The 19,160-nt window shown below is 51.3% G+C and carries 18 protein-coding genes; 13 read left to right on the forward strand and 5 right to left on the reverse strand.

The window, feature by feature from the left end:
• Positions 1–302 precede the first annotated feature (302 nt).
• From ACTS3T_RS22890 to atpC, 4 genes are all read left to right on the forward strand, one after another.
• Positions 303–2,777 carry a two-partner secretion domain-containing protein gene (locus ACTS3T_RS22890; protein WP_377960706.1) on the forward strand — a complete coding sequence of 825 codons (2,475 nt, stop codon included), beginning with the start codon at positions 303–305 and terminating at the stop codon, positions 2,775–2,777.
• Positions 2,778–2,779: 2 nt separating this feature from the next.
• Entirely contained in the window at positions 2,780–5,278 is a 2,499-nt protein-coding gene (locus ACTS3T_RS22895; protein WP_377960704.1) for a CHAT domain-containing protein, read from the forward strand.
• 114 nt (positions 5,279–5,392) lie between these two features.
• Positions 5,393–6,847 carry a F0F1 ATP synthase subunit beta gene (atpD, locus tag ACTS3T_RS22900; RefSeq protein ID WP_377960702.1) on the forward strand — a complete coding sequence of 485 codons (1,455 nt, stop codon included), beginning with the start codon at positions 5,393–5,395 and terminating at the stop codon, positions 6,845–6,847.
• Between the two features lie 103 nt (positions 6,848–6,950).
• Entirely contained in the window at positions 6,951–7,358 is a 408-nt protein-coding gene (gene atpC / locus ACTS3T_RS22905) for an ATP synthase F1 subunit epsilon (protein ID WP_377960700.1), read from the forward strand.
• Between the two features lie 114 nt (positions 7,359–7,472).
• Here the strand turns inward: atpC and ACTS3T_RS22910 are convergent, their stop codons facing one another.
• On the reverse strand, positions 7,473–7,772 hold the full coding sequence (locus tag ACTS3T_RS22910) for a 30S ribosomal protein PSRP-3 (protein WP_377960699.1): 300 nt from the start codon (positions 7,770–7,772) through the stop codon (positions 7,473–7,475).
• A gap of 147 nt (positions 7,773–7,919) precedes the next feature.
• On the opposite strand from ACTS3T_RS22910, the gene ACTS3T_RS22915 reads away from it, so the two are divergent.
• The 8 genes from ACTS3T_RS22915 (at position 7,920) to ACTS3T_RS22950 (ending at position 15,679) form a co-directional block, all read left to right on the forward strand.
• Positions 7,920–8,744, forward strand: coding sequence for a TIGR01548 family HAD-type hydrolase (locus tag ACTS3T_RS22915; RefSeq protein ID WP_377960696.1), 825 nt, complete (start codon positions 7,920–7,922; stop codon positions 8,742–8,744).
• A gap of 28 nt (positions 8,745–8,772) precedes the next feature.
• Positions 8,773–9,516, forward strand: coding sequence for a class I SAM-dependent methyltransferase (locus tag ACTS3T_RS22920; RefSeq protein WP_377960694.1), 744 nt, complete (start codon positions 8,773–8,775; stop codon positions 9,514–9,516).
• A gap of 138 nt (positions 9,517–9,654) precedes the next feature.
• Positions 9,655–11,337, forward strand: coding sequence for a methionine--tRNA ligase (gene metG / locus ACTS3T_RS22925; protein WP_377960692.1), 1,683 nt, complete (start codon positions 9,655–9,657; stop codon positions 11,335–11,337).
• A gap of 222 nt (positions 11,338–11,559) precedes the next feature.
• On the forward strand, positions 11,560–12,270 hold the full coding sequence (locus ACTS3T_RS22930; protein ID WP_377960690.1) for a PEP-CTERM sorting domain-containing protein: 711 nt from the start codon (positions 11,560–11,562) through the stop codon (positions 12,268–12,270).
• A 423-nt stretch (positions 12,271–12,693) separates the two neighbouring features.
• Entirely contained in the window at positions 12,694–13,551 is an 858-nt protein-coding gene (locus ACTS3T_RS22935) for an ABC transporter permease (RefSeq protein ID WP_377960687.1), read from the forward strand.
• 75 nt (positions 13,552–13,626) lie between these two features.
• Positions 13,627–14,439, forward strand: a complete 813-nt coding sequence (locus ACTS3T_RS22940) for an ABC transporter permease (RefSeq protein WP_377960685.1) — start codon at positions 13,627–13,629, stop codon at positions 14,437–14,439.
• A 24-nt stretch (positions 14,440–14,463) separates the two neighbouring features.
• A complete protein-coding gene (locus tag ACTS3T_RS22945; RefSeq protein WP_377960683.1) occupies positions 14,464–15,282 on the forward strand; it encodes a DUF3598 family protein in 819 nt (272 codons plus the stop codon).
• Between the two features lie 64 nt (positions 15,283–15,346).
• Positions 15,347–15,679, forward strand: coding sequence for a hypothetical protein (locus tag ACTS3T_RS22950; protein WP_377960681.1), 333 nt, complete (start codon positions 15,347–15,349; stop codon positions 15,677–15,679).
• 28 nt (positions 15,680–15,707) lie between these two features.
• Here ACTS3T_RS22950 and aat read toward each other — a convergent pair whose 3' ends face one another.
• Positions 15,708–16,295 carry a leucyl/phenylalanyl-tRNA--protein transferase gene (gene aat, locus ACTS3T_RS22955; RefSeq protein ID WP_377960679.1) on the reverse strand — a complete coding sequence of 196 codons (588 nt, stop codon included), beginning with the start codon at positions 16,293–16,295 and terminating at the stop codon, positions 15,708–15,710.
• A gap of 26 nt (positions 16,296–16,321) precedes the next feature.
• On the opposite strand from aat, the gene ACTS3T_RS22960 reads away from it, so the two are divergent.
• Positions 16,322–16,651: a hypothetical protein gene (locus ACTS3T_RS22960; protein ID WP_377960676.1), complete on the forward strand. Its 330-nt coding sequence runs from the start codon at positions 16,322–16,324 to the stop codon at positions 16,649–16,651.
• 202 nt (positions 16,652–16,853) lie between these two features.
• On the opposite strand, the gene rpsN is transcribed toward ACTS3T_RS22960, so the two are convergent.
• From rpsN to rseP, 3 genes are all read right to left on the reverse strand, one after another.
• Entirely contained in the window at positions 16,854–17,156 is a 303-nt protein-coding gene (gene rpsN, locus ACTS3T_RS22965; protein ID WP_377960674.1) for a 30S ribosomal protein S14, read from the reverse strand.
• A gap of 149 nt (positions 17,157–17,305) precedes the next feature.
• On the reverse strand, positions 17,306–18,016 hold the full coding sequence (gene nth / locus ACTS3T_RS22970; protein WP_377960672.1) for an endonuclease III: 711 nt from the start codon (positions 18,014–18,016) through the stop codon (positions 17,306–17,308).
• Positions 18,013–19,104 carry an RIP metalloprotease RseP gene (rseP, locus tag ACTS3T_RS22975; RefSeq protein ID WP_462935803.1) on the reverse strand — a complete coding sequence of 364 codons (1,092 nt, stop codon included), beginning with the start codon at positions 19,102–19,104 and terminating at the stop codon, positions 18,013–18,015. The genes nth and rseP overlap by 4 nt, the downstream gene beginning before the upstream one ends.
• Between the last annotated feature and the right edge of the window lie 56 nt (positions 19,105–19,160).

The following is a 19,160-nucleotide window of genomic DNA, read 5'->3' on the forward strand; positions in this document are numbered from 1 at the left end:
CCCACCGGAACCGCCCGTCCCTGCTCAACCACCCATCCTCCCACCTAACAATACGCCCCCTGCGGCAGTCCCCGAACCGGGCATAGTCTTAGCCTTGCTAATGTCAAGTATTTTGAGCATTCGGTCACTGCGGCGGGCTTCGTCTTCTAAGATTTGAGATAGAGCGGTAGCCACTAGATTTGAGCCACTTAAACGGCTGAAAACCGCTGACAACCCCCTTTCCTTTTGTCCTCAGCCTTCCGCCTTTGGCTATCCCTGGGAGCCTCTACTCACCTCATAGACTCAATTTAGGAGCCAGTTTGATGCCGAGTTTCTCAGGCCGTCTCTGTCAGCAGGTCGGGCTAGCGTGTAGCGTTTTGCTCGTAGCCGACAGGGTGGCGCTGGCCCAATCGCTTGTAGCAGAACCAGGGGCGACTGAGACTCAGGTGCAGCAATCGGCAAATCAATTTGAGATTACAGGCGGTATCCGCTCGGCGGATGGGGCTAATTTGTTCCACAGTTTCCGTCAGTTTGGCCTGACTGCGGGACAGGTAGCTAATTTTATTTCTCCGGCTGAGGTCAGCAACATTATTGGTCGTGTTAGTGGCGGGCAGGCGTCTTATATTGATGGGCTGCTACAGGTGAGCGGCAGTCAAGCCAATTTATTTTTGCTCAATCCCGCAGGCATTCTCTTGGGGTCTGAAGCACGACTTAATCTAGGGGGTGATTTTACCGCTACAACGGCAACGGGGCTGAGCATTGGCGATCGCACCTTTAGCGCTTTGGGGGAAAACAACTACGCGGCGCTGGTAGGCGAGCCGACTGGATTTATTTTTGACGGGGCGAATCCGGGGGCGATCGCCAATGCGGGTAATTTAGCTGTAGCTACGGGGCGATCGCTATCCCTGATCGGCGGCGCTGTTGCTAATACGGGAACGCTGACGGCTAGCGAGGGTAGTCTGCTGGTTGCCGCCGTGCCGGGAGAAAGCTGGGTGCGGATCAGCCATCCACAGATGTTGTTGAGTCTGGAGGTAACGCCGCTAGCGACGACGAATAGCGTCGTTACGCCTACGTTTCAACCGCTTGCTTTACCCGCTTTGCTGACGGGGGCAGGGGCGGCTGGAGCAACCGGGCTGAGCGTCAATGCTGATGGCAGCGTTAGCTTAGTCAGCCAACCCGGTGCGATCGCCGCCACAACGGGCACGACCCTGGTTGCAGGTCGCTTAGATGCCGTAGGGGCAACCGGAGGGCAGATTGCTGTGGTAGGCGATCGCGTTGCTGTCCTCAACAGTACGCTTGATGTTTCGGGTGACAAGGGCGGCGGCACCCTGCGGGTAGGCGGTGACTATCTAGGGCAAGGCCGTTTGCCCAGCGCCACCCAAACCTACATCAGCGCTAATGCTCGTTTGCTGGCTAACGCAGGTTTACAAGGCCGGGGCGGACAGGTCATTGTCTGGGCTGACGAAACGGCTCAGTTTTCGGGGGCGATCGCAGCGAATGGGGGCAGCCAAGCGGGGGATGGCGGCTTGGTGGAAGTTTCAGGTAAAAATCAGTTGGTCTTTCGCGGCACGGTCGAGACGGCGGCGGCGAATGGCACAGCCGGGACGTTGCTGCTAGATCCCGATACCCTCACGATTGTTGACACCGCCGACGGCACAGGCAGCCTCGACGATGAACTGACCCCCGGTGCTGACGACGACCTCTTGGCCGCAGTCCCCAATGACGGGGCAAATACAATTTCAGTGGGGCAGCTAGCAGCGTTTGGCGGCAACGCCCAGATCGTCCTGCAAGCCAACAACGGCATTACAATCGCCGATCTTGCCAGCGACCTGCTCCATCTCAATATCGCCGGAGTCGCTAATGGCTCGATTACTTTTATTGCCGATGCCGACAATGACGGTGTTGGTAATTTCTCCATGAATCCTAGCGATACGATTCGCACCAACGGCGGCGCTGTGATTATTCGCGGCGTTGATATTCGAGTGGGGGATATTCAAACTGACTTTGGCGCACCGACGGGCAATGTCGATATTCGCGGTGCGTCTCTGCGAATTGGTCGCATTGATAGCGGTGATGTCACGGTTGATGGTGGCCGTATTGAGCTAGTAGCCACCGCAGGAAACATTGTGGTTGATAGCTTAGAAGCTGGCCCAGGGGGACTGAGGGTTGAAGCCGCAGGGTTGTTTCAGGCGATTAGCAGCGATTTAGAATTTTTCAATGCGCCTTCTGGTAGCGATTTGGGCAGCGTTCCCGTTAGTGTCTTGGTTCGCTCTACGGCTACAACGCCGGGACAGTTAGTTATTTTGCACAACGGCGTTACCACGGCCACGCTGAACGAGCAAATTGTGATTGATGGCAATGGCGCTGCCTTTGTTTTTGGCCCCACCATCAATAATCCCAGCGACCCTGGGCAGCTAGGGGCAAGCGCTAGCTACACGCCGCTGGTGTTTGATAGTGCAGACTTCCCGACCACGGTTAGCGGTACGGTGGGGGCGATCGCCATTGGGGCAGGCAGTGACGCTACGCTGGTAACTTCGCTGCAAAATCAGCCTTTTGTGCCGGAGCCGGAGCCGTCTTTTACGGGGTTTGATACTGCTAGCCTGGATCAGCTAGAGCGCGAACAAGATAGCCCGGTTGCGGCTAGCCGCTCTGTTGATGCCGCCCTTGAGCCGCAAGAGACGACCGACGAAACAACCTGTACGGCTCAGCAGCTAGTCACCAATGCCGAGGGGCTACCTGAGCTACGCGCCGCCTGCCCTGAAGGCGAAGCCTCAGAAGAGGCAGCGGGTTCTGAGTAGCTATGCGTCTCAAACGGCTCAAACTGGCTCTGCTGAGTGGCGTGCTGGCTCTTTGGCTAATCAGCCAGCCCTTATCGCCAACGGCGGCGGCTCTGAAGGGTCATTTTGCCGCTAGCGACGCCACGCCGACTCGAATTACTGCTTTTCAATTAGCGCCGCAGATGACGCCCAGCCCCCTATTGGCGCAAACTCCTGAAGCTGAATTTTTATTTCATCAGGGCATTGAACAGTATCAGGCCAATCGTTTTCCAGAGGCGATCGCCGCTTGGCAAAGCGCCCTCGAACAGTACCAGCAAGCTCACAATATCGAACGGGTGGGTCTTGTCTCAAATGCGATCGCGGCTGCTTATCTGCAACTGAGTCAATATGCTGCCGCTATTACCTGGGCTGAGCAAGCCCTGGCGATCGCTGAAGCTCAAAATAACCGGGTCGCTCAGGCTCAAGCACTGGGCAACTTGGGCATCGCCTACCGCGATCAAGGGCGCTATTGGCAGGCGATCGAAACTTACCAGCGATCTTTAGAACAGGTACAAACAGGTACTGCTGCCGAGGCGCAGCTACTAGGGCTTTTAAGCAATGCCTACAGCGCCTTGGGCGATTATGAACGGGCGATCCCGCTGCAAACTCGCAGCCTCAACCTAGCCCGCAGTTTGGGCAATGAGGCGTTGGCAGCCGTTGCCCTGCGCAATTTGGGGGCGCTCAATACCACCGTAGGCAACTATGCCGCAGCCTTAGAGCATTATCAGGCCAGTTTGCACCTGGCTGAACTGGCCCGCGATCGCCCTGGTATCGCTTACACCCTGCAAAATTTGGGGGTTGTCTACCACTCGCTGGACAACATCCCTCAAGCCATCACCTACTACCAACAAAGCCTTGCGCTTGCCCGCGCCGTATCCCAGTCGCAGCTTGAAGCCGCCGCGCTGAGCAATCTCGGTATTGCCTACGAAGACTTAGACGACTACGCGCAAGCGATCGCTATGCACCGCGAAAGCTTAGCGATCGCCCAAGCCAGTACCGACCCGCAAGCGATCGCCACTTCGCTTAACAACCTGGGTCATGCCCTACTCGGCGCTAACCGCTTAGACGAAGCCCAAGCCACGCTGCAACAGGCGATTGAAATTTTGGCCGATCTGCGTCAGAACCTCAGCGATCTTTATACCCTTTCGGTTTTCGATACCCAGGTGCATACCTATAACTTGTTGCAGCAGGTTCTCGTTGCCCAAGCCGACTATTCTCAGGCGCTAGAGGTTGCTGAGCAAGGCCGCACGCGGGCGTTGATTAATCTGGTGGCTAGCCAGCAGGCTAACGCGCCTTTGCCAGCATCACCTGCGATCGCCGATATGCAGGCGTTAGCACAACAATTGCACAGCACCTTAGTCGAATATTCCACCGTGCCCAATGACGCCTTTAAGTTTCAGGTTCAAGGCAAACGGCGCGGCCAAACGGCGCGACTTTTCATTTGGGTAATTCAGCCGACCGGAGCAGTCTACTTTCGGCAGTTGGCGGTTGACACGCTAGAGCAGCCGCTCGAAAGCCTGATTGCTCAAAGTCGTAGCCATAGCGGGCGAGGGTTGCGGCGCAGCATCCGAGTAGAGCCTGACACAGCGGCTGAGACACCCCAGGGGCTACAGGCGCTTTATCAGGTTTTGATTACCCCTATTCAAGACTTGCTACCCTCAGATCCCAAGGCTCAGGTTATTTTTATTCCTCATGAAACCTTGTTTTGGGTGCCTTTTGCAGCTCTGCAAACCCCGGATCAAACGTATCTGATTGATCATCACACCCTATCGATTGCCCCTTCTATTCAGCTATTGGGTCTAACGCACTCAGCCTCGCCAGCTCCAGCCCTTTCAGCCCGCGATCGCGCCTTAGTCGTGGGCAACCCGACAATGCCCAGCTTGGCGCTGTCTCCGGGTGAACCGCCCCAACCCTTGCCCCCTTTACCAGGGGCGGAGCAAGAAGCGCTGACTATTGCTCAGCTTTTTCAAACCAGGCTTTTTCGCGGTGCAGCGGCCACCGAGACGGCGATCGCTGCTCAAATGCCCCACGCCCGCCTGATTCATCTGGCAACCCACGGTCTGCTAGATTTAGACCTGCCCTCGTCAGGGGAGTTGGCTCAATTACACATTCCAGGGGCGATCGCCTTGGCTCCTACGGCTGAGGCCGATGGCTGGCTTACCGCCACCGAAATCGCTAGCCTGGATCTCAGCGCTGACCTAGTTGTGCTGAGTGCTTGCGACACTGGCTTAGGCGAGATCACAGGAGACGGGATTTTAGGCTTATCGCGATCGCTCTTAGGGGCAGGTGCTAAAAGTACGGTGGTTTCCCTCTGGGCGGTGCCCGATACGCCAACGGCTGAGCTAATGACGACCTTTTATCAAGCGTTACTCACAGGTCAGGGTAAAGCTCAAGCTCTGCGCCAAGCCCTGCTTAAAACAAAGGCTCACTATCCCAATCCCAGCGATTGGGCAGCCTTTATTTTAATTGGCCATCCCAATTGAGCATCCTTTCTTCTACTGAGCACCGCTTGGTGATACTCTGTAATGTGGCACTTTAGAACGTAAGACAATCTTAAGAAAGTCGCTAGAACAGCTAGTCACGAGATAGGCGCAAGCATGGTCACCACTGCAGAGAAGACAAATACTGGCTCCATCGTTCAGATTATTGGTCCCGTTGTGGATGCTGAGTTCCCCAGCGGGCAGCTGCCACAAATCTATAACGCCCTCAGAATTACGGGCAAGAACGAAATTGGACAGGACGTATCCGTTACATGTGAAGTACAGCAGCTCCTGGGAGATTCTCAGGTGCGAGCCGTTGCCATGAGTTCGACTGATGGCTTGGTTCGGGGCATGGAGGTTATTGATACGGGTGCTCCTATTTCGGTTCCGGTTGGCAAAGTCACGCTGGGTCGTATTTTTAACGTTCTGGGTGAGCCAATTGACGAAAAAGGCCCGGTTGAAAGTGCAGAAACCTCTCCTATTCACCGAGATGCGCCTAAGCTAGTTGAGCTTGAAACCAAACCGGCTGTTTTTGAAACCGGAATTAAGGTTATCGACCTGCTAGCTCCCTATCGTCGAGGCGGTAAAATTGGCCTGTTCGGCGGTGCTGGTGTGGGTAAAACCGTTCTGATTCAAGAGCTAATCAACAACATCGCTAAAGAACACGGTGGCGTTTCGGTATTTGGCGGCGTAGGTGAGCGCACCCGCGAAGGCAACGACCTTTACAACGAATTCATCGAGTCTAAGGTTATTAACGAAGAAAACCTCAGCGAGTCTAAGGTTGCTCTGGTTTATGGTCAGATGAATGAGCCGCCTGGGGCACGGATGCGAGTAGCTCTCTCAGCGCTAACCATGGCTGAGTATTTCCGCGATACCAACAAGCAAGATGTGTTGCTGTTTATCGACAACATCTTCCGTTTTGTGCAAGCGGGTTCTGAAGTTTCAGCGCTGCTAGGCCGGATGCCTTCAGCGGTTGGCTATCAGCCCACTCTCGGCACCGAAATGGGAACGCTGCAAGAGCGAATTACTTCAACGCTAGAAGGTTCAATTACCTCCATTCAGGCAGTTTACGTTCCTGCTGACGACCTGACAGATCCGGCTCCGGCCACTACTTTTGCTCACCTAGACGCCACCACGGTACTGTCTCGCGGGTTGGCTTCTAAAGGGATTTACCCAGCGGTTGACCCGCTAGATTCTACCTCTACCATGCTGCAGCCCGACATTGTCGGTGAAAAGCATTACCGAACCGCTCGTGCCGTACAGTCTACGCTACAGCGCTACAAGGAATTGCAAGATATTATTGCCATTCTGGGTCTAGATGAACTTTCTGAAGACGACCGGGTTATCGTAGCGCGGGCACGGAAGATTGAAAAATTTCTCTCTCAGCCTTTCTTCGTGGCTGAAGTCTTTACGGGCTTAGCGGGTCAGTATGTGAAGCTAGAAGACACCATCAAGGCTTTCAACATGATTCTAGATGGTGAGTTGGATGATATTCCTGAGCAAGCTTTCTACCTCAAGGGCGGCATTGATCAGGTACTGGAAACAGCCGAGAAAATGAAGTCTGAAGGCTAATAAACCTTGTCTTTAATACGTTAAAGATCTGGCATTGCCGGGGTTTGGCAGGCCAAACCCCGGCAACAGGGTTAAGACAACATTTGAGGATTAGAGCAAAATTATGCCATTAACGGTTCGGGTAATTGCTCCCGACAAGACAGTTTGGGACTCTGAAGCGGAAGAAGTCATTTTGCCCAGCACCACAGGTCAACTGGGGATTTTGGGTGGGCACGCGCCGTTGCTTTCGGCCTTAGATGTAGGCGTGATGCGGGTTCGGGCTGAGAAAGACTGGGTGGCGATCGCGCTGATGGGCGGTTTCGCTGAAGTAGAAAATGACGAAGTTACCATCTTAGTCAACGGGGCTGAACGCGGCGACAGCATCAACAAAAGCGATGCTCAAGCGGCCTTTAAAAAAGCTCAAGAGCGCTTAGAAAAGGTTTCTGACGAAGATCGCCAAGACAAAATTAGAGCCGCTCAAGCTCTTAAGCGGGCAAGAGCCCGGTTGCAGGCAGCGGGCGGCATGATCTAACGACTTGTTGCGGGGGGATTGAAAAGCCTCCCTTGATAGAGTCAGCAAAAATATAGGGGTTTGGCATGCCAAACCCCTATTACATGTTTAGGCATATTTATAAGTCGGCTGCCATCACGAACTACCTGTAAAGGCAACCTCTGGAAATTTAGATTGAGCCTCAGACATGGGCCTATTCTTGCCTTCTTCTTGCCAGTAGTTGATAATTTCGGTTGCTTTGTTGAGCAACTCGATGCGTTCTTCTTCTGTGATCCAGCTTTTGGATTCAAGTTCTGTTTTAATCTGTTCCCAGGCATCGTGGCGGGGCCAGAAAAAGTAGGATGTCAGTGGGCTGGTACCTTTGCCGACAACCTGGTCAACCGCCAGCGCTACGTCTTTCTCTAACCAAAGAACTTTTAAGATAAATCGAGACAATGAAACCTCCATGCGAGATACAAGCCAAAACGTTACAGTCCTCTATCTTACCGCAGATCTCCTAGGCCCCCACAGTCAATTCTGGAGTCTTCTAGCCGCGTTGGTTTAGCTTTTTAACCTGCTTGAGTCCTTTTTCTAGTGCTGCCTATGTCTTCTCTCAATATAGATACGGCTACTGCCCATACGGCCAAGGCGATCGCCGTTTTTGACATTGACGGTGTCATTCGAGATGTCAGCGGTTCTTATCGGCGGGCAGTGGCCGATACGGTTGAGCATTTTACAGCCGCTGCTTATCGACCAACGGCTGAAGATATTGATCAGCTCAAAAGCGAAGGCTGCTGGAACAACGACTGGCAAGCGTCTCAAGAACTGATCTACCGTTACTTTGAAACTCAAGGACAGACGCGATCGCAGCTAGCCCTCAGTTATGACGAACTGGTTGACTTTTTTCAGCGGCGTTACCGTGGCGCTGATTTAGAAAACCCGGATCAGTGGGACGGCTATATTTCGCAAGAGGCGATTCTGGCAGAGCAGGTTTATTTTGCGCAACTTTCACACGATCAAGTAGCCTGGGGGTTTTTTAGTGGCGCTACTCAAGGATCGGCAAGCTATATCTTAGAGCGGCGGATTGGTTTGAGACAGCCTGTGCTGGTGGCAATGGAAGATGCCCCTGGTAAGCCTGATCCAACAGGGCTTTTGAAGACCGTGACGCTGATAGAACAGCAGGGCATACTGCCCGGTTTACCTGTGGTCTATGCGGGGGATACTGTAGCGGATATGCAAACGGTGCAGGCAGCCCAAGCCCAAAAGGGCGATCGCCGCTGGCTGGCAGTTGGCATTCTACCGCCTCATGTGCAACACGCGGCTGACTACGCGGCTACCTATCGCCAGAAGTTGCAAGCGGCGGGGGCGGCCATCGTTTTAGAAAACATAACGCAACTAACGGCTAGGCTGATTCATCAGCTAATCTAGGCGAAAAAAGTATCAATCCGGTAGCGCTATGGGTTTTAAAGACCATTTTTCCAGTCAAGCGTCCGATTATGCTAAATACCGCCCCCGCTATCCCGATCAGCTATTTTTGTACTTGTCAACGCTCTGCCCTGAGCATATGCTCGCTTGGGACTGTGGTACTGGCAATGGGCAGGCGGCGGTTTCTCTAACGCCTTACTTTGAAAGGGTAATTGCCACCGATGCCAGCGAAGCCCAACTGGCGCAGGCGATCGCCCATGAGCAGGTTCTTTACCAGGTCGCTACCGCCGAAAACAACGGCATCGCTAGCCATACGGTTGATCTGGTCATCGCCGCCCAAGCCCTGCACTGGTTCAACCACGAACGGTTTTATGCAGAAGTGAAGCGATCGCTTAAACCCGATGGCGTTATTGCCGTCTGGTGCTACGCCCTGATGCAAATCTCACCTACAATCGATCGATTTGTGCAGCATTTTTACTACAAAATTATTGGCCCTTACTGGCCGACTGAGCGGCAACTCATCGAAGACCGTTATCAAACGCTGAGCTTTCCGTTCAAAGCGATCGCAGCGCCAGCCTTTCAAATGGAGGCAACCTGGACATTTGAGCAGATGCTAGGTTATCTCAACACCTGGTCAGCTACCCAGCGCTTTCTGCGACGACGGCAGCTTCACCCCGTTGAGCTGATTCGCGATGACCTAGCTCAAGCTTGGGGAGATTTAGACGCTTCTAAGCGGGTTGTCTGGCCGCTCTATCTGCGGCTAGGGAAACTTTAGTAGCCCTGCAATTAGCTGGGCGTAAACCTGTTAGGATCGGAACTTATGCGTTCCTTGTTGCTTTGGCGTTCCAGAAGGATGCTAAAAGCTGATAAAGTTGCGATCGCAAGTGGCTAGCAAGACAGATACAAAAACACTATGCGGTACCTGATTACCAGCGCCCTGCCCTACATCAATGGGATTAAGCATCTCGGCAACTTGGTTGGATCTATGCTGCCAGCCGACGTTTATGCCCGCTTTCTCCGCCAGCAAGGCGAAGAAGTCCTCTACATTTGCGGCACTGACGAACACGGTACGCCAGCCGAACTTGCTGCCCTCGAAGAAAATTTAGACGTAGCCACCTATTGCAAACGCCAGTACGAACGGCAGTCCGATGTTTACAAGCGCTTCGGGCTATCGTTTGATTATTTTGGCCGGACGTCTTCGATCGAAAATCATGAGCTAACCCAGCATTTCTACCGCCAGCTTGACGCCAATGGCTTTATTGAAGAGCAAGAAATTAGCCAAATCTATTCAATTGAAGACGATCGCTTTTTGCCCGATCGCTATGTAGTCGGTACCTGCCCCAAATGCGGTTACGAAAAGGCCAGAGGCGATCAGTGCGAAAACTGTACCTCAGTTCTCAGTCCCACAGATTTGATTGAGCCGCGATCGGCTGTTTCAGGCAGTACCCATCTAGAAGTTCGCACCAGCAAGCATTTGTTTTTGCGACTTGATCAGCTCAGTGAAGAAGTGCGCACCTGGGTTGAGCAGCAAGAAAGCTGGCCAGCGCTGACCAAATCCATTGCCATGAAGTGGCTAAATGAAGGTTTGCAGAGTCGCGGTATTACCCGAGATTTGAGCTGGGGTGTACCCGTGCCAAGAGCCGGATTTGACAACAAGGTTTTTTACGTCTGGTTTGACGCACCCATTGGCTACGTAGCGGCTACCAAAGCTTGGGCTAGCCAGGTAGAAGGCCGTAGCTGGCTAGACTGGTGGCAAAATGCGTCCGATGTTCGCTACGTTCAATTCATGGCGAAAGATAACCTGCCTTTCCACACCATTATGTGGCCTGCCATGATTTTGGGTACCCGCGAACCGTGGAAGATGGCGGACTACATTAAAGGGTTTAACTGGCTAAACTACTATGGCGGCAAGTTTTCAACCAGTTCTAAACGAGGTGTCTTTTTAGATCAGGCTTTAGAAATTTTGCCTGCCGACTACTGGCGCTATACGCTGATTGCCTCTTCGCCTGAGTCTTCAGACTCAGCCTTTACCTGGGAGCAGCTACAGCTCAAAGTTAACAAAGAACTGGCTGACAACTTGGGTAATTTCGTCAATCGCATCTTGAAGTTTGCCAATTCTCGCTTTCAAGGAATGGTTCCGGCAGGGGGAGAACCCACTGAAGCTGAGCACCAGCTAGAGAAAACTTGCCAAGAACTAATGGCTAAGATTGCTGGACATCTACAGGCAATGGAGTTTCGCAAAGCGGCTGAAGGGTTGAATGCTCTCTGGACAGCAGGCAATCAGTACATTGATATACGAGCACCTTGGGCGCTGTTCAAATCTAACCCCGATGAAGCGGCTCTGGTCATTCGTACCTGCATTAACCTTATTCGTATCTATGCGATCGCCGCTCAGCCTTTTATCCCGTTTACCGCTCAGGTGATTAGCGATGCGCTCAAGCTCTCAGCCGCCGAACGCACTAGCTCTTTTGCCGCAGCGGTAGACTTTAGCGTTATTCAGCCAGAGCGAACGTTTGACGTGCCGCCGCCGCTGTTTCAAAAACTAGATGACGATCGCATTGCCGAACTCAAAACTCAGTTTGGCGGCCAAGATTAAAAGCTGCCCATAGCCTTAATAGGTCTGCCTTTGACGCTTGTTTAAAGCTGCAAGTCTGGGTCTTAAGCGGGTCTTATTGACGCTAACTGTTAGGGTTCCTCCGCCAACGAGAAGAAAAATTCCCAAACAATTTACGTACATTTACGGGAAGTCAATTCTAGTTGCTTTAAGTTACGTTGTAGCTGGGTGCGAGACGAGCACAGTAAAATCACTCAGCTAATTATGAAAAAGCACTTACTAGTCGCCCTCGCCAGCTTGAGCACAGCTTTTGGAACTGCAATTCCAACTGAAGCTGCTAACGTCAACTTGACCTCTTTTAATTCAGAATCTTGGTCTTATACAGTTGATTTTGACGAACCCGATCTGGCTTCAGCAACGGGTTTAACCTACGACAATCTCACCTTTGAGTACACCGGAATTGAAAACGTAGCTCAATATCTTTCGGTGACTTCACTGGTTGGCGATCAAGCGTTAAAGATTGACACGCGAGCAGGCTACGACAACGTATTGACTACCGATAATGGCGCTAACAACGCTAGTATTCGCTTTGATTTTTTGCAGGATGAAAATGGGGCAAAAATCGCCGTTGGTCAGCGATTAAAGCGCCTCAAACTGTTAGAGATTAATAATAGCGAGAGCTATATCAAAATTTTTCTTTCTGAGCTGGGGCTACAGGAAAACACAGAAAATCCTATTGGCGAAGCGATCGCAGGCGATTCTACAGCCAGACTCATTCGTTTAGGAGCCGCAGCCGATCAAGATTTGGACATTGGTTACGAAGTGACTTCGTTTGAAGTTTATTTAGACAACGGCGGTGCGATCGCTGAAGTTGAGTTTGTGCCAGAACCGCTGACGCTTTTAGGGTCGGGCGTGGCTTTAACCCTGGGCATTTTGCTCCGGCGCAAGCGCAACTCAGAGGCGGCGGAGGCTTAAACCAAACCAGCACCCAGCCCCGTTTTGGCGCGTTGAGTTTGATCCCAAGTTTCAGAACATTTCTCCCAACCGCCGATGAACTCAACAGTTCATCGGTTATTTTTTTGACAGATAACCCTGCTCTTTTTAAGTTATACAGCGATCGGCCCGTAGACTTGAAACATCTCGCCTGATGCAGCACCGCTTGAGATTTCCATCCCAAGCCAACTGTAGAGGTTGCTTAAGCCAGACGCAGAGAGCAGTAAGGCGAGTTTTCGGTTCAATAGACATTTGCAGTGAGCCGAGCCGCTTTCGGGCTTAACGGCTTTGGATGCCCACCGATGTCCTAACTAACGCCTACGAGGATAGCTATCGCGGCCTCACAAATGCCTTTTAGCCAAATTGGGCACCAAACGATTTAAAGCTCCCATTCACAGGTGACTGATGACTAAAACCAGTAAGGCCATTCAATCCTACCTGCTGGTAACACCTCAAACGCTGGTGTTTCTGCTTTTTCTGTTTTTTCCTATTGCCATGATTGCCATTGTCAGCTTTTGGCAATTTAACGGCTATGCTATGGTACCTGCCTTCTCGCTAGAAAACTACTGGAGCATTCTGCAATCAGACGTCACCTTGCAGACTTATCTCAACACCTTCAAGTTTGTGGCTTTGGTCTGGCTGTTTACCTTGCTGATTGGCTACCCGGTGGCTTTCTTTCTCTCGTTTTATGTAGAAGAACTCCGCTGGCAGGTCATTTTGTTTTTGATTTGTACCATTCCATTTTGGACATCCAACATCATCCGGATGATTTCGTGGGTGCCGCTTCTGGGTAAAGAAGGCTTAGTTAATCAGCTCTTGTTACAGCTCAGTTTGATCGATCAGCCTTTAGAGTTTTTGCTTTATTCAGATTTTGCCGTTGTGCTGGGGATGGTGCATCTCTACATCATTTTTATGATTGCCCCGATCTTCAACAGCCTCATGCGAATCGATCGCACTTTGGTGACCGCCGCTCAAGACATGGGCGCTTCTGGTTGGCAGATTTTTCGCGAAGTGATTTTACCCCTCTCGGCACCAGGAATCGCCATTGGTTCTATTTTTGTAGTGACGCTGGTGATGGGAGAATTTGTGACGGTGCGCTTGATGGGGGGAGGACAGGCAGCCTCAGTTGGCAAACTTATTCAAACCCAAATTGGCAGCTTGCAATATCCGCTAGCGGCGGCTAACGCTATTGTGCTGCTAGTCGTGACCCTGGTGCTGGTTGTTTCAATCTTGCGGGTCGTTGATATTCGCAAAGAACTATAAATAACCCTACAGCGCTCTGCGAAGCGGCTTGAGGGTATCTCGGATTTTGCTGCATACCGCTAGGAGAGAAGCTCAATGCAACGTCGGCGATCGCCCGTTTTTTATCTACTTGCGGCCTTTTTTGGTCTGTTCGTGCTGTTTCTTTACGGCCCCATGATCACCATTTTCATTTTGTCGTTACAGGGGCCAGAAGGTAATTTAACCTTTCCGGTGAGGAGTTTTGGCTTTTACTGGCTCGGCCAAGTTTTTCAAGAGCAACGGGTAGGCAACTTTATCGAACCGTTTCAGCGATCGCTGCTACTTGGTGCTTTGGTCATGGCCTTGTCTGTTGGCTGCGCCGTCATGGCTAGTCTGGCCTTTCGACGGCGATTTAAAGGCTCAACCCTGGTGTTTTACCTAACAATTTCTAGCCTGATTGTTCCTAGCATTTTAATTTCCTTGGGCATTGGGGTTGTGTTTCAAATTTTTGGCATTGAAACCAACTGGTTTACATCAGGGCTAGGAGCCCACCTGACCTGGACATTGCCCATTGCCTTCTTGATCATGATTGGGGTTTTTAATCGATTTAACCCTAGTTACGAAGAAGCAGCCCGCGATTTGGGCGCACCGGGTTTAACTACTTTTAGCGAAATTGTCTTACCGCTAATTGCTCCTAGCGTTGTTGGCGTTGGCCTGCTGTGTTTTACCCTCTCCTATGATGAATTCACCCGGACATCTCTGATCTCTGGGCAGTACAACACGCTACCGCTCGAAATTTTTGGGATGACAACCAACGTTACCTCACCCGCCCTCTATGCAGTAGGGACACTCACCACGCTTTTTTCGTTTTCAATGATCTTAATTGCCTTTATTGGCTATAGTCTGTACTCGCGTCGTCAGCGACAATAGAACTGCAATTTAGCAGCTAGGTTTATGACGTCGCAGTGGGAACGGCTATTTCGCAACGAAGGGGTTTGGCAAGGTTCGTTTACGCAGTTTTCGCCAACCGGAGAGGTGCTTGAAGAAGTCGCCAGCGTTGTCTCCCTAGAAGGGCTTAATCAAGGCGATGTTATGCGCCAGGTTGTGCGAAAGTTACCCGCTCAAAAAGCACCTGAAGAACAGATTTATGAGTACCGTTCTCTCGGTAAGGGCGTTTTATTTTTTGAGAATGGAGCGTTTTCTCAAGGTTCTATTCAATGGGGGCCTCTGTCTGAATTTGGAGCTGAGCTAGGCTTAATTTGGGGCGATCGCCGTTTGCGCCTGGTGCAAATTTTTGGCAAAGACAACCAGCTAAGCAAGCTGGTACTGATTCGAGAAACCCGTTTAGGCTCAGAGCGACCTGCCACAAGTCCCCTGCGCGTTGCTGACCTGCTAGGAACCTGGCATGGAGAAGCTATCACGCTTTATCCTGATTTGCGGCCTGATGATACCTATCAAACTTGCCTCACCGTTAAACAAACTGATTGCGATCGCTTGCAGCAAACCCTGCAAATCGGCAAACGTCCCCAGCAAGTGCAATCTATCGGTTTTATCCAAGGCTCTTTGATTCAATTTGAGCAAGGTACACAGGTCTTGTGCTTACCGGATGGGGCTTCAGCTGCAGGCCCCCTGTCTGTTCAGCCGCAAACCGCTTTGTTTTTAGAAGTTGGCTGGTTAATAGAACCTGGCTTGCGTCAGCGCCTGATCCGTTACTACGATAAAGGAGGCGCTTGGACTAGCCTGACGCTGGTTACAGAGCGGCGAGATGCGTAGTTTCTCCCTTTTGTCTCTGGGTCAGCCTTCATACACTGAAAGCAGTCTTTTTAACTAAGTATTTATGGGGTACGGTCAGGGTTTTTCTCGGCATCTGAACCAATTGTGGCACCACAAAGTCTGCTCAATCTTACAAAAACTACCCTGCTTAGGCTGGAACAAACTTTACTTTAGCCTGCCGTTTTACTGGCGCAACTATCTGTTGCGAGGCCGACATTTCTTGCTAGATAGCGACAGCCTGCTGATTGAAGTGTTGCCCCCTCCCCTTCCGGCCAAAAGAACTTTGTACAATCCTTTTGCCGTTATCCGGCGCTGGCTAGGGGCACCTGAACAACCTGCTCTCATTATTGACGTTACGGCTGTTCGTCTGCCGATGAGTTCTCCCAAAGACTGCTAGACTGCCTAGTCCTGGTAGTGGCTGAGCGTTAATCTACATCTAAAAAATTGCACTGACGCTGTAGCGCCAGCTTTAACAGATTTTGATAGGCGCGGTTAGAAATTACATAAGCCCCAAAGCGTTCCAGGTGAGGATTCATCATTTGAGCATCGAACAGCAAAAAACCGTGCGATCGCAGCCTGTCTACCAGCTTTACCATTGCCACCTTAGAGCCTTCAGGAATGCGATAAAACATCGACTCCCCGATAAAGACGCCGCCGATAACAATGCCTAAAATTCCCCCTGCTAGCTCGTCACCCTCCCAGGTTTCAAAGCTATAGGCCCAGCCGCTTTGATAGAGCGCCCAATAAATTTGCTTCAGTTCATCTGAAATCCAGGTTGTTTTGCGATTGGCACAACCCTCTACAACCGCTGGAAAAGCCCGATTAATAGCGACAGAAAAGCGATTTTGGTTAAGCTGGCGACGAAGCGACTTAGGGTAACGAAATCGCTCATCTAGCGGAATTAAGGTACGCTGTCGGCTAGAATACCAAGTAATATTTTGGCCCGTGTCGTCTGCCATCAGGAAGTAGCCCTTGGCATAACCTTCAATAATGGCTGGAATGTTAAACGACATCGGTCAGAGGTAGACCTGAAATTTGAATGGCTGAACCGATTGAATCTATCACACTGCCCCCCGCTGAACACCCTTCTCAGGAAGGGAAGTGGCTGCAAGCGGCTTTACAAAGATGGCTCGATGAAGAATTTTTACCTGAAGCCGTTAACCAAAACATTGCCCAGCGAGCTAGCCAAGTGTTTGTTCGCCAACGAATGGAGGGTGAAAACGACCTGAATGCGCTGGTCATGGCTATCTTAACAGAGATGCAAGGCTTTGATTTTTCAAAAAGTTTTTACAGTGAATTTGCGATCGCTAACGCCGTTGGCGACTTGCTGCTTGCGAGTCTTGGCATCGATCGCTGCTGTGGCAACTGAATCCGCCTGAAGAGGTAACGGCTTAAAACAGCATTAGGGACAGGTTTTGCGGTATCGACAATCTCAAAAGATGACTGTACCGCTGTCACCAAACCTGTCCCAACCTCAAAGATGGATTTTTATGCACAGCTATTGCTTACCCGATCAAGCTTGCAGACGACAGCGCTTAGCGCTGCTAAGGCTTGAGATGGTGAAATTAAACTTACCAGCTCGACTTCACAACACCGGGCAACAGCCCCTCGTGAGCCATTTCTCTCAAGGCATTGCGGCAAAGGCCAAAATCCCGGTAATAGCCCCGTGGACGACCCGTCAACCAACAGCGATTGCGCAGTCGGCTAGGCGCACTGTTGCGAGGTAGCTGCTGAATCTTGCGATGAATTTCTAGCTTTTGTTGCTGGTTTTCAGCTTTGTCAAACTGCTCTAGTAGGGCTTCGCGCTTGGCGGCATATTTGGCCACCAGCTTTTCGCGCTTGCGCTCCCGCTCAATCATGCTTTTTTTAGCCATGTAAAATCGTTCGTTGTTTGTTCATGATAATTACACAGTCTACAATTATAAACTAACTGCGGCTGTACTGCTGGCCAACTCTGAACTTATTTTGAGCTAAAAGTTGAGTCAAACGCCGCCACTGACGCTTCGCCCCGGCTTCTGCTTGCTCAAGCGGTTGGGATTGCTTTTGCGGGTGGGCGGGCATTAGCCCCTTGCTTGGCGACGAGCGAGCTACTCGGGCACCCGTCAGCCAGTTGACAGCGATCGCACTCAGGTTTACGAGCAGTACAAACTGCTCGTCCGTGATAGATCAGCCGAATAGACCAATTTTCCCAGTCTGCCTGAGGCAAAAGCTGCATTAAGTCTTGTTCAATTTTGACGGGATCATTGTGCTGTGTTAGCCCTAATCGCTGGCTTAACCGTTTAACGTGCGTATCTACCGTCACCCCAGCGTTGATGTTAAAGGCATGAGCCAAGACGACGTTAGCCGTTTTTCGGGCAACCCCCGGTAGACTGGTCAAAGCAGCCATTGTTTGGGGCACCTCGCCAGCAAAATCGCTGATAATCTTGGCGCAGGCGGCGCGAATGTTTTTAGCCTTGTTGCGATAAAACCCCGTAGAGCGCACAAGTAACTCTAGTTCGCTGAGGTCTGCGGCGGCCAAAGCGGCTGCATCGGGAAACCGAGCAAACAAAGCGGGTGTGACTAAGTTGACCCGTTCATCTGTACACTGAGCCGACAAGATTGTGGCCACCAGTAGTTGCACAGGCGTTTCGTAGTTGAGCGAACAGGTTGCCCCTGGGTACAGTTGCTTCAAACGACTGAGAATTGCTAATGCCCGCTTTTGCTGAACGGTAGGTGTTTGGCCTGGGGTACTCACTGAAGTAGATTTTGAAAGATTTCTAGCTGAGTGGTGTCACGCACAATCAAAAAGACCCCTAGCCCCAACAGCAAAACCAGCCCCGTCTGCATGACGTTTTCTTGTACTCGAGCGGGGAGAGGTTTTCCCCGTAGCGCTTCAGCCAGCAAAAAAGCCAACTGGCCGCCGTCTAGGGCTGGCAGCGGCAAAATATTGATAATAGCCAGGTTGATGCTGATGATAGCGGTAAAAGGAAATAGGCTGGTGGCATTGGCATTGACCAAGCCAGCCCCTTGCTCGACGATTTTGACAGGGCCAGCTACCTGCCCTGCCATTTCGGAAAAGTTAGCAATGAGCATGCCAAAACCTTGTACGGTTTTCACCAACATGCCTTGAAACTCTTGCGCCGCTAGCGTAAAGATCTCAATGGGATTGTTAGCGCGACGGTAAACAATCGTGCCATTAGGCTGTAGCTGTACGCCAATAATGACGCTACCATCGGGGCTGCGTTCAGGTACGACGGTGACTTCAAACTGGCGATCGCCCCGTTGCACCGTCAGATCAATGGGCTGTTCTGGACTGGTTTGAATCAGTTTGACCAAATTAGGAATCGTATCTGCTGTGGTTCCTAACGGCTCTCCTTCTGCGGCTAAAAGAATATCTCCCGCTTTTAGGCCAGCCTGAGCAGCGGGCGCACTCTCAGACGTTACTTGAGGAATTAAAACCCCTGGCTCAGACGCAAAATTTTGGGGTACCCCAACGCTGGCGTATTGAGCGACAAAAACCAGATAGGCAAAGACTAAATTAGCAATTACGCCCGCGCTAATAACGATCGCCCGATCTAGGATGGGCCGATTTTTGAGCAGATCTGGGTCGTTCTCAGCGATTTTGCTATCTGGGTCATCATCAGGAAACCCGACAAAACCGCCAAAAGGGATCGCTCGTATTGAATACTGAGTCTGTGGCCCTTCGTATTTGAGTAGGATAGGGCCAAACCCAATCGCAAACTTGTTGACATGAATGCCTTGTAGTCGGGCGGCTAAGAAATGTCCTAGCTCATGTACAAAAATAAGAAGCGCTAATACTGCGATCGCTGCCAGAACCGACATAAAAACTATCTATGAGTGCTATTGAGTACTTTTCAAACCGATGTTGCTCTATTCTA

Source organism: Almyronema sp., assembly GCF_052168255.1.
In the GTDB taxonomy this organism is placed as follows: Bacteria; Cyanobacteriota; Cyanobacteriia; order Phormidesmidales; family Phormidesmidaceae; genus Sphaerothrix; species Sphaerothrix epifaneia.

Excerpts from the sequence above, each read along its gene's own strand:
- ACTS3T_RS22920 (WP_377960694.1), top strand. The coding sequence starts at position 8,773 with ATGGGTTTTAAAGACCATTTTTCCAGTCAAGCGTCCGATTATGCTAAA.
- ACTS3T_RS22935 (WP_377960687.1), top strand. The coding sequence starts at position 12,694 with ATGACTAAAACCAGTAAGGCCATTCAATCCTACCTGCTGGTAACACCT.
- atpD (WP_377960702.1), top strand. The coding sequence starts at position 5,393 with ATGGTCACCACTGCAGAGAAGACAAATACTGGCTCCATCGTTCAGATT.
- aat (WP_377960679.1), bottom strand. The coding sequence starts at position 16,295 with ATGTCGTTTAACATTCCAGCCATTATTGAAGGTTATGCCAAGGGCTAC.
- rseP (WP_462935803.1), bottom strand. The coding sequence starts at position 19,104 with ATGTCGGTTCTGGCAGCGATCGCAGTATTAGCGCTTCTTATTTTTGTA.
- ACTS3T_RS22895 (WP_377960704.1), top strand. The coding sequence starts at position 2,780 with ATGCGTCTCAAACGGCTCAAACTGGCTCTGCTGAGTGGCGTGCTGGCT.
- rpsN (WP_377960674.1), bottom strand. The coding sequence starts at position 17,156 with ATGGCTAAAAAAAGCATGATTGAGCGGGAGCGCAAGCGCGAAAAGCTG.
- ACTS3T_RS22945 (WP_377960683.1), top strand. The coding sequence starts at position 14,464 with ATGACGTCGCAGTGGGAACGGCTATTTCGCAACGAAGGGGTTTGGCAA.
- ACTS3T_RS22930 (WP_377960690.1), top strand. The coding sequence starts at position 11,560 with ATGAAAAAGCACTTACTAGTCGCCCTCGCCAGCTTGAGCACAGCTTTT.
- atpC (WP_377960700.1), top strand. The coding sequence starts at position 6,951 with ATGCCATTAACGGTTCGGGTAATTGCTCCCGACAAGACAGTTTGGGAC.
- ACTS3T_RS22915 (WP_377960696.1), top strand. The coding sequence starts at position 7,920 with ATGTCTTCTCTCAATATAGATACGGCTACTGCCCATACGGCCAAGGCG.
- ACTS3T_RS22890 (WP_377960706.1), top strand. The coding sequence starts at position 303 with ATGCCGAGTTTCTCAGGCCGTCTCTGTCAGCAGGTCGGGCTAGCGTGT.
- ACTS3T_RS22950 (WP_377960681.1), top strand. The coding sequence starts at position 15,347 with ATGGGGTACGGTCAGGGTTTTTCTCGGCATCTGAACCAATTGTGGCAC.
- metG (WP_377960692.1), top strand. The coding sequence starts at position 9,655 with ATGCGGTACCTGATTACCAGCGCCCTGCCCTACATCAATGGGATTAAG.
- ACTS3T_RS22960 (WP_377960676.1), top strand. The coding sequence starts at position 16,322 with ATGGCTGAACCGATTGAATCTATCACACTGCCCCCCGCTGAACACCCT.
- ACTS3T_RS22940 (WP_377960685.1), top strand. The coding sequence starts at position 13,627 with ATGCAACGTCGGCGATCGCCCGTTTTTTATCTACTTGCGGCCTTTTTT.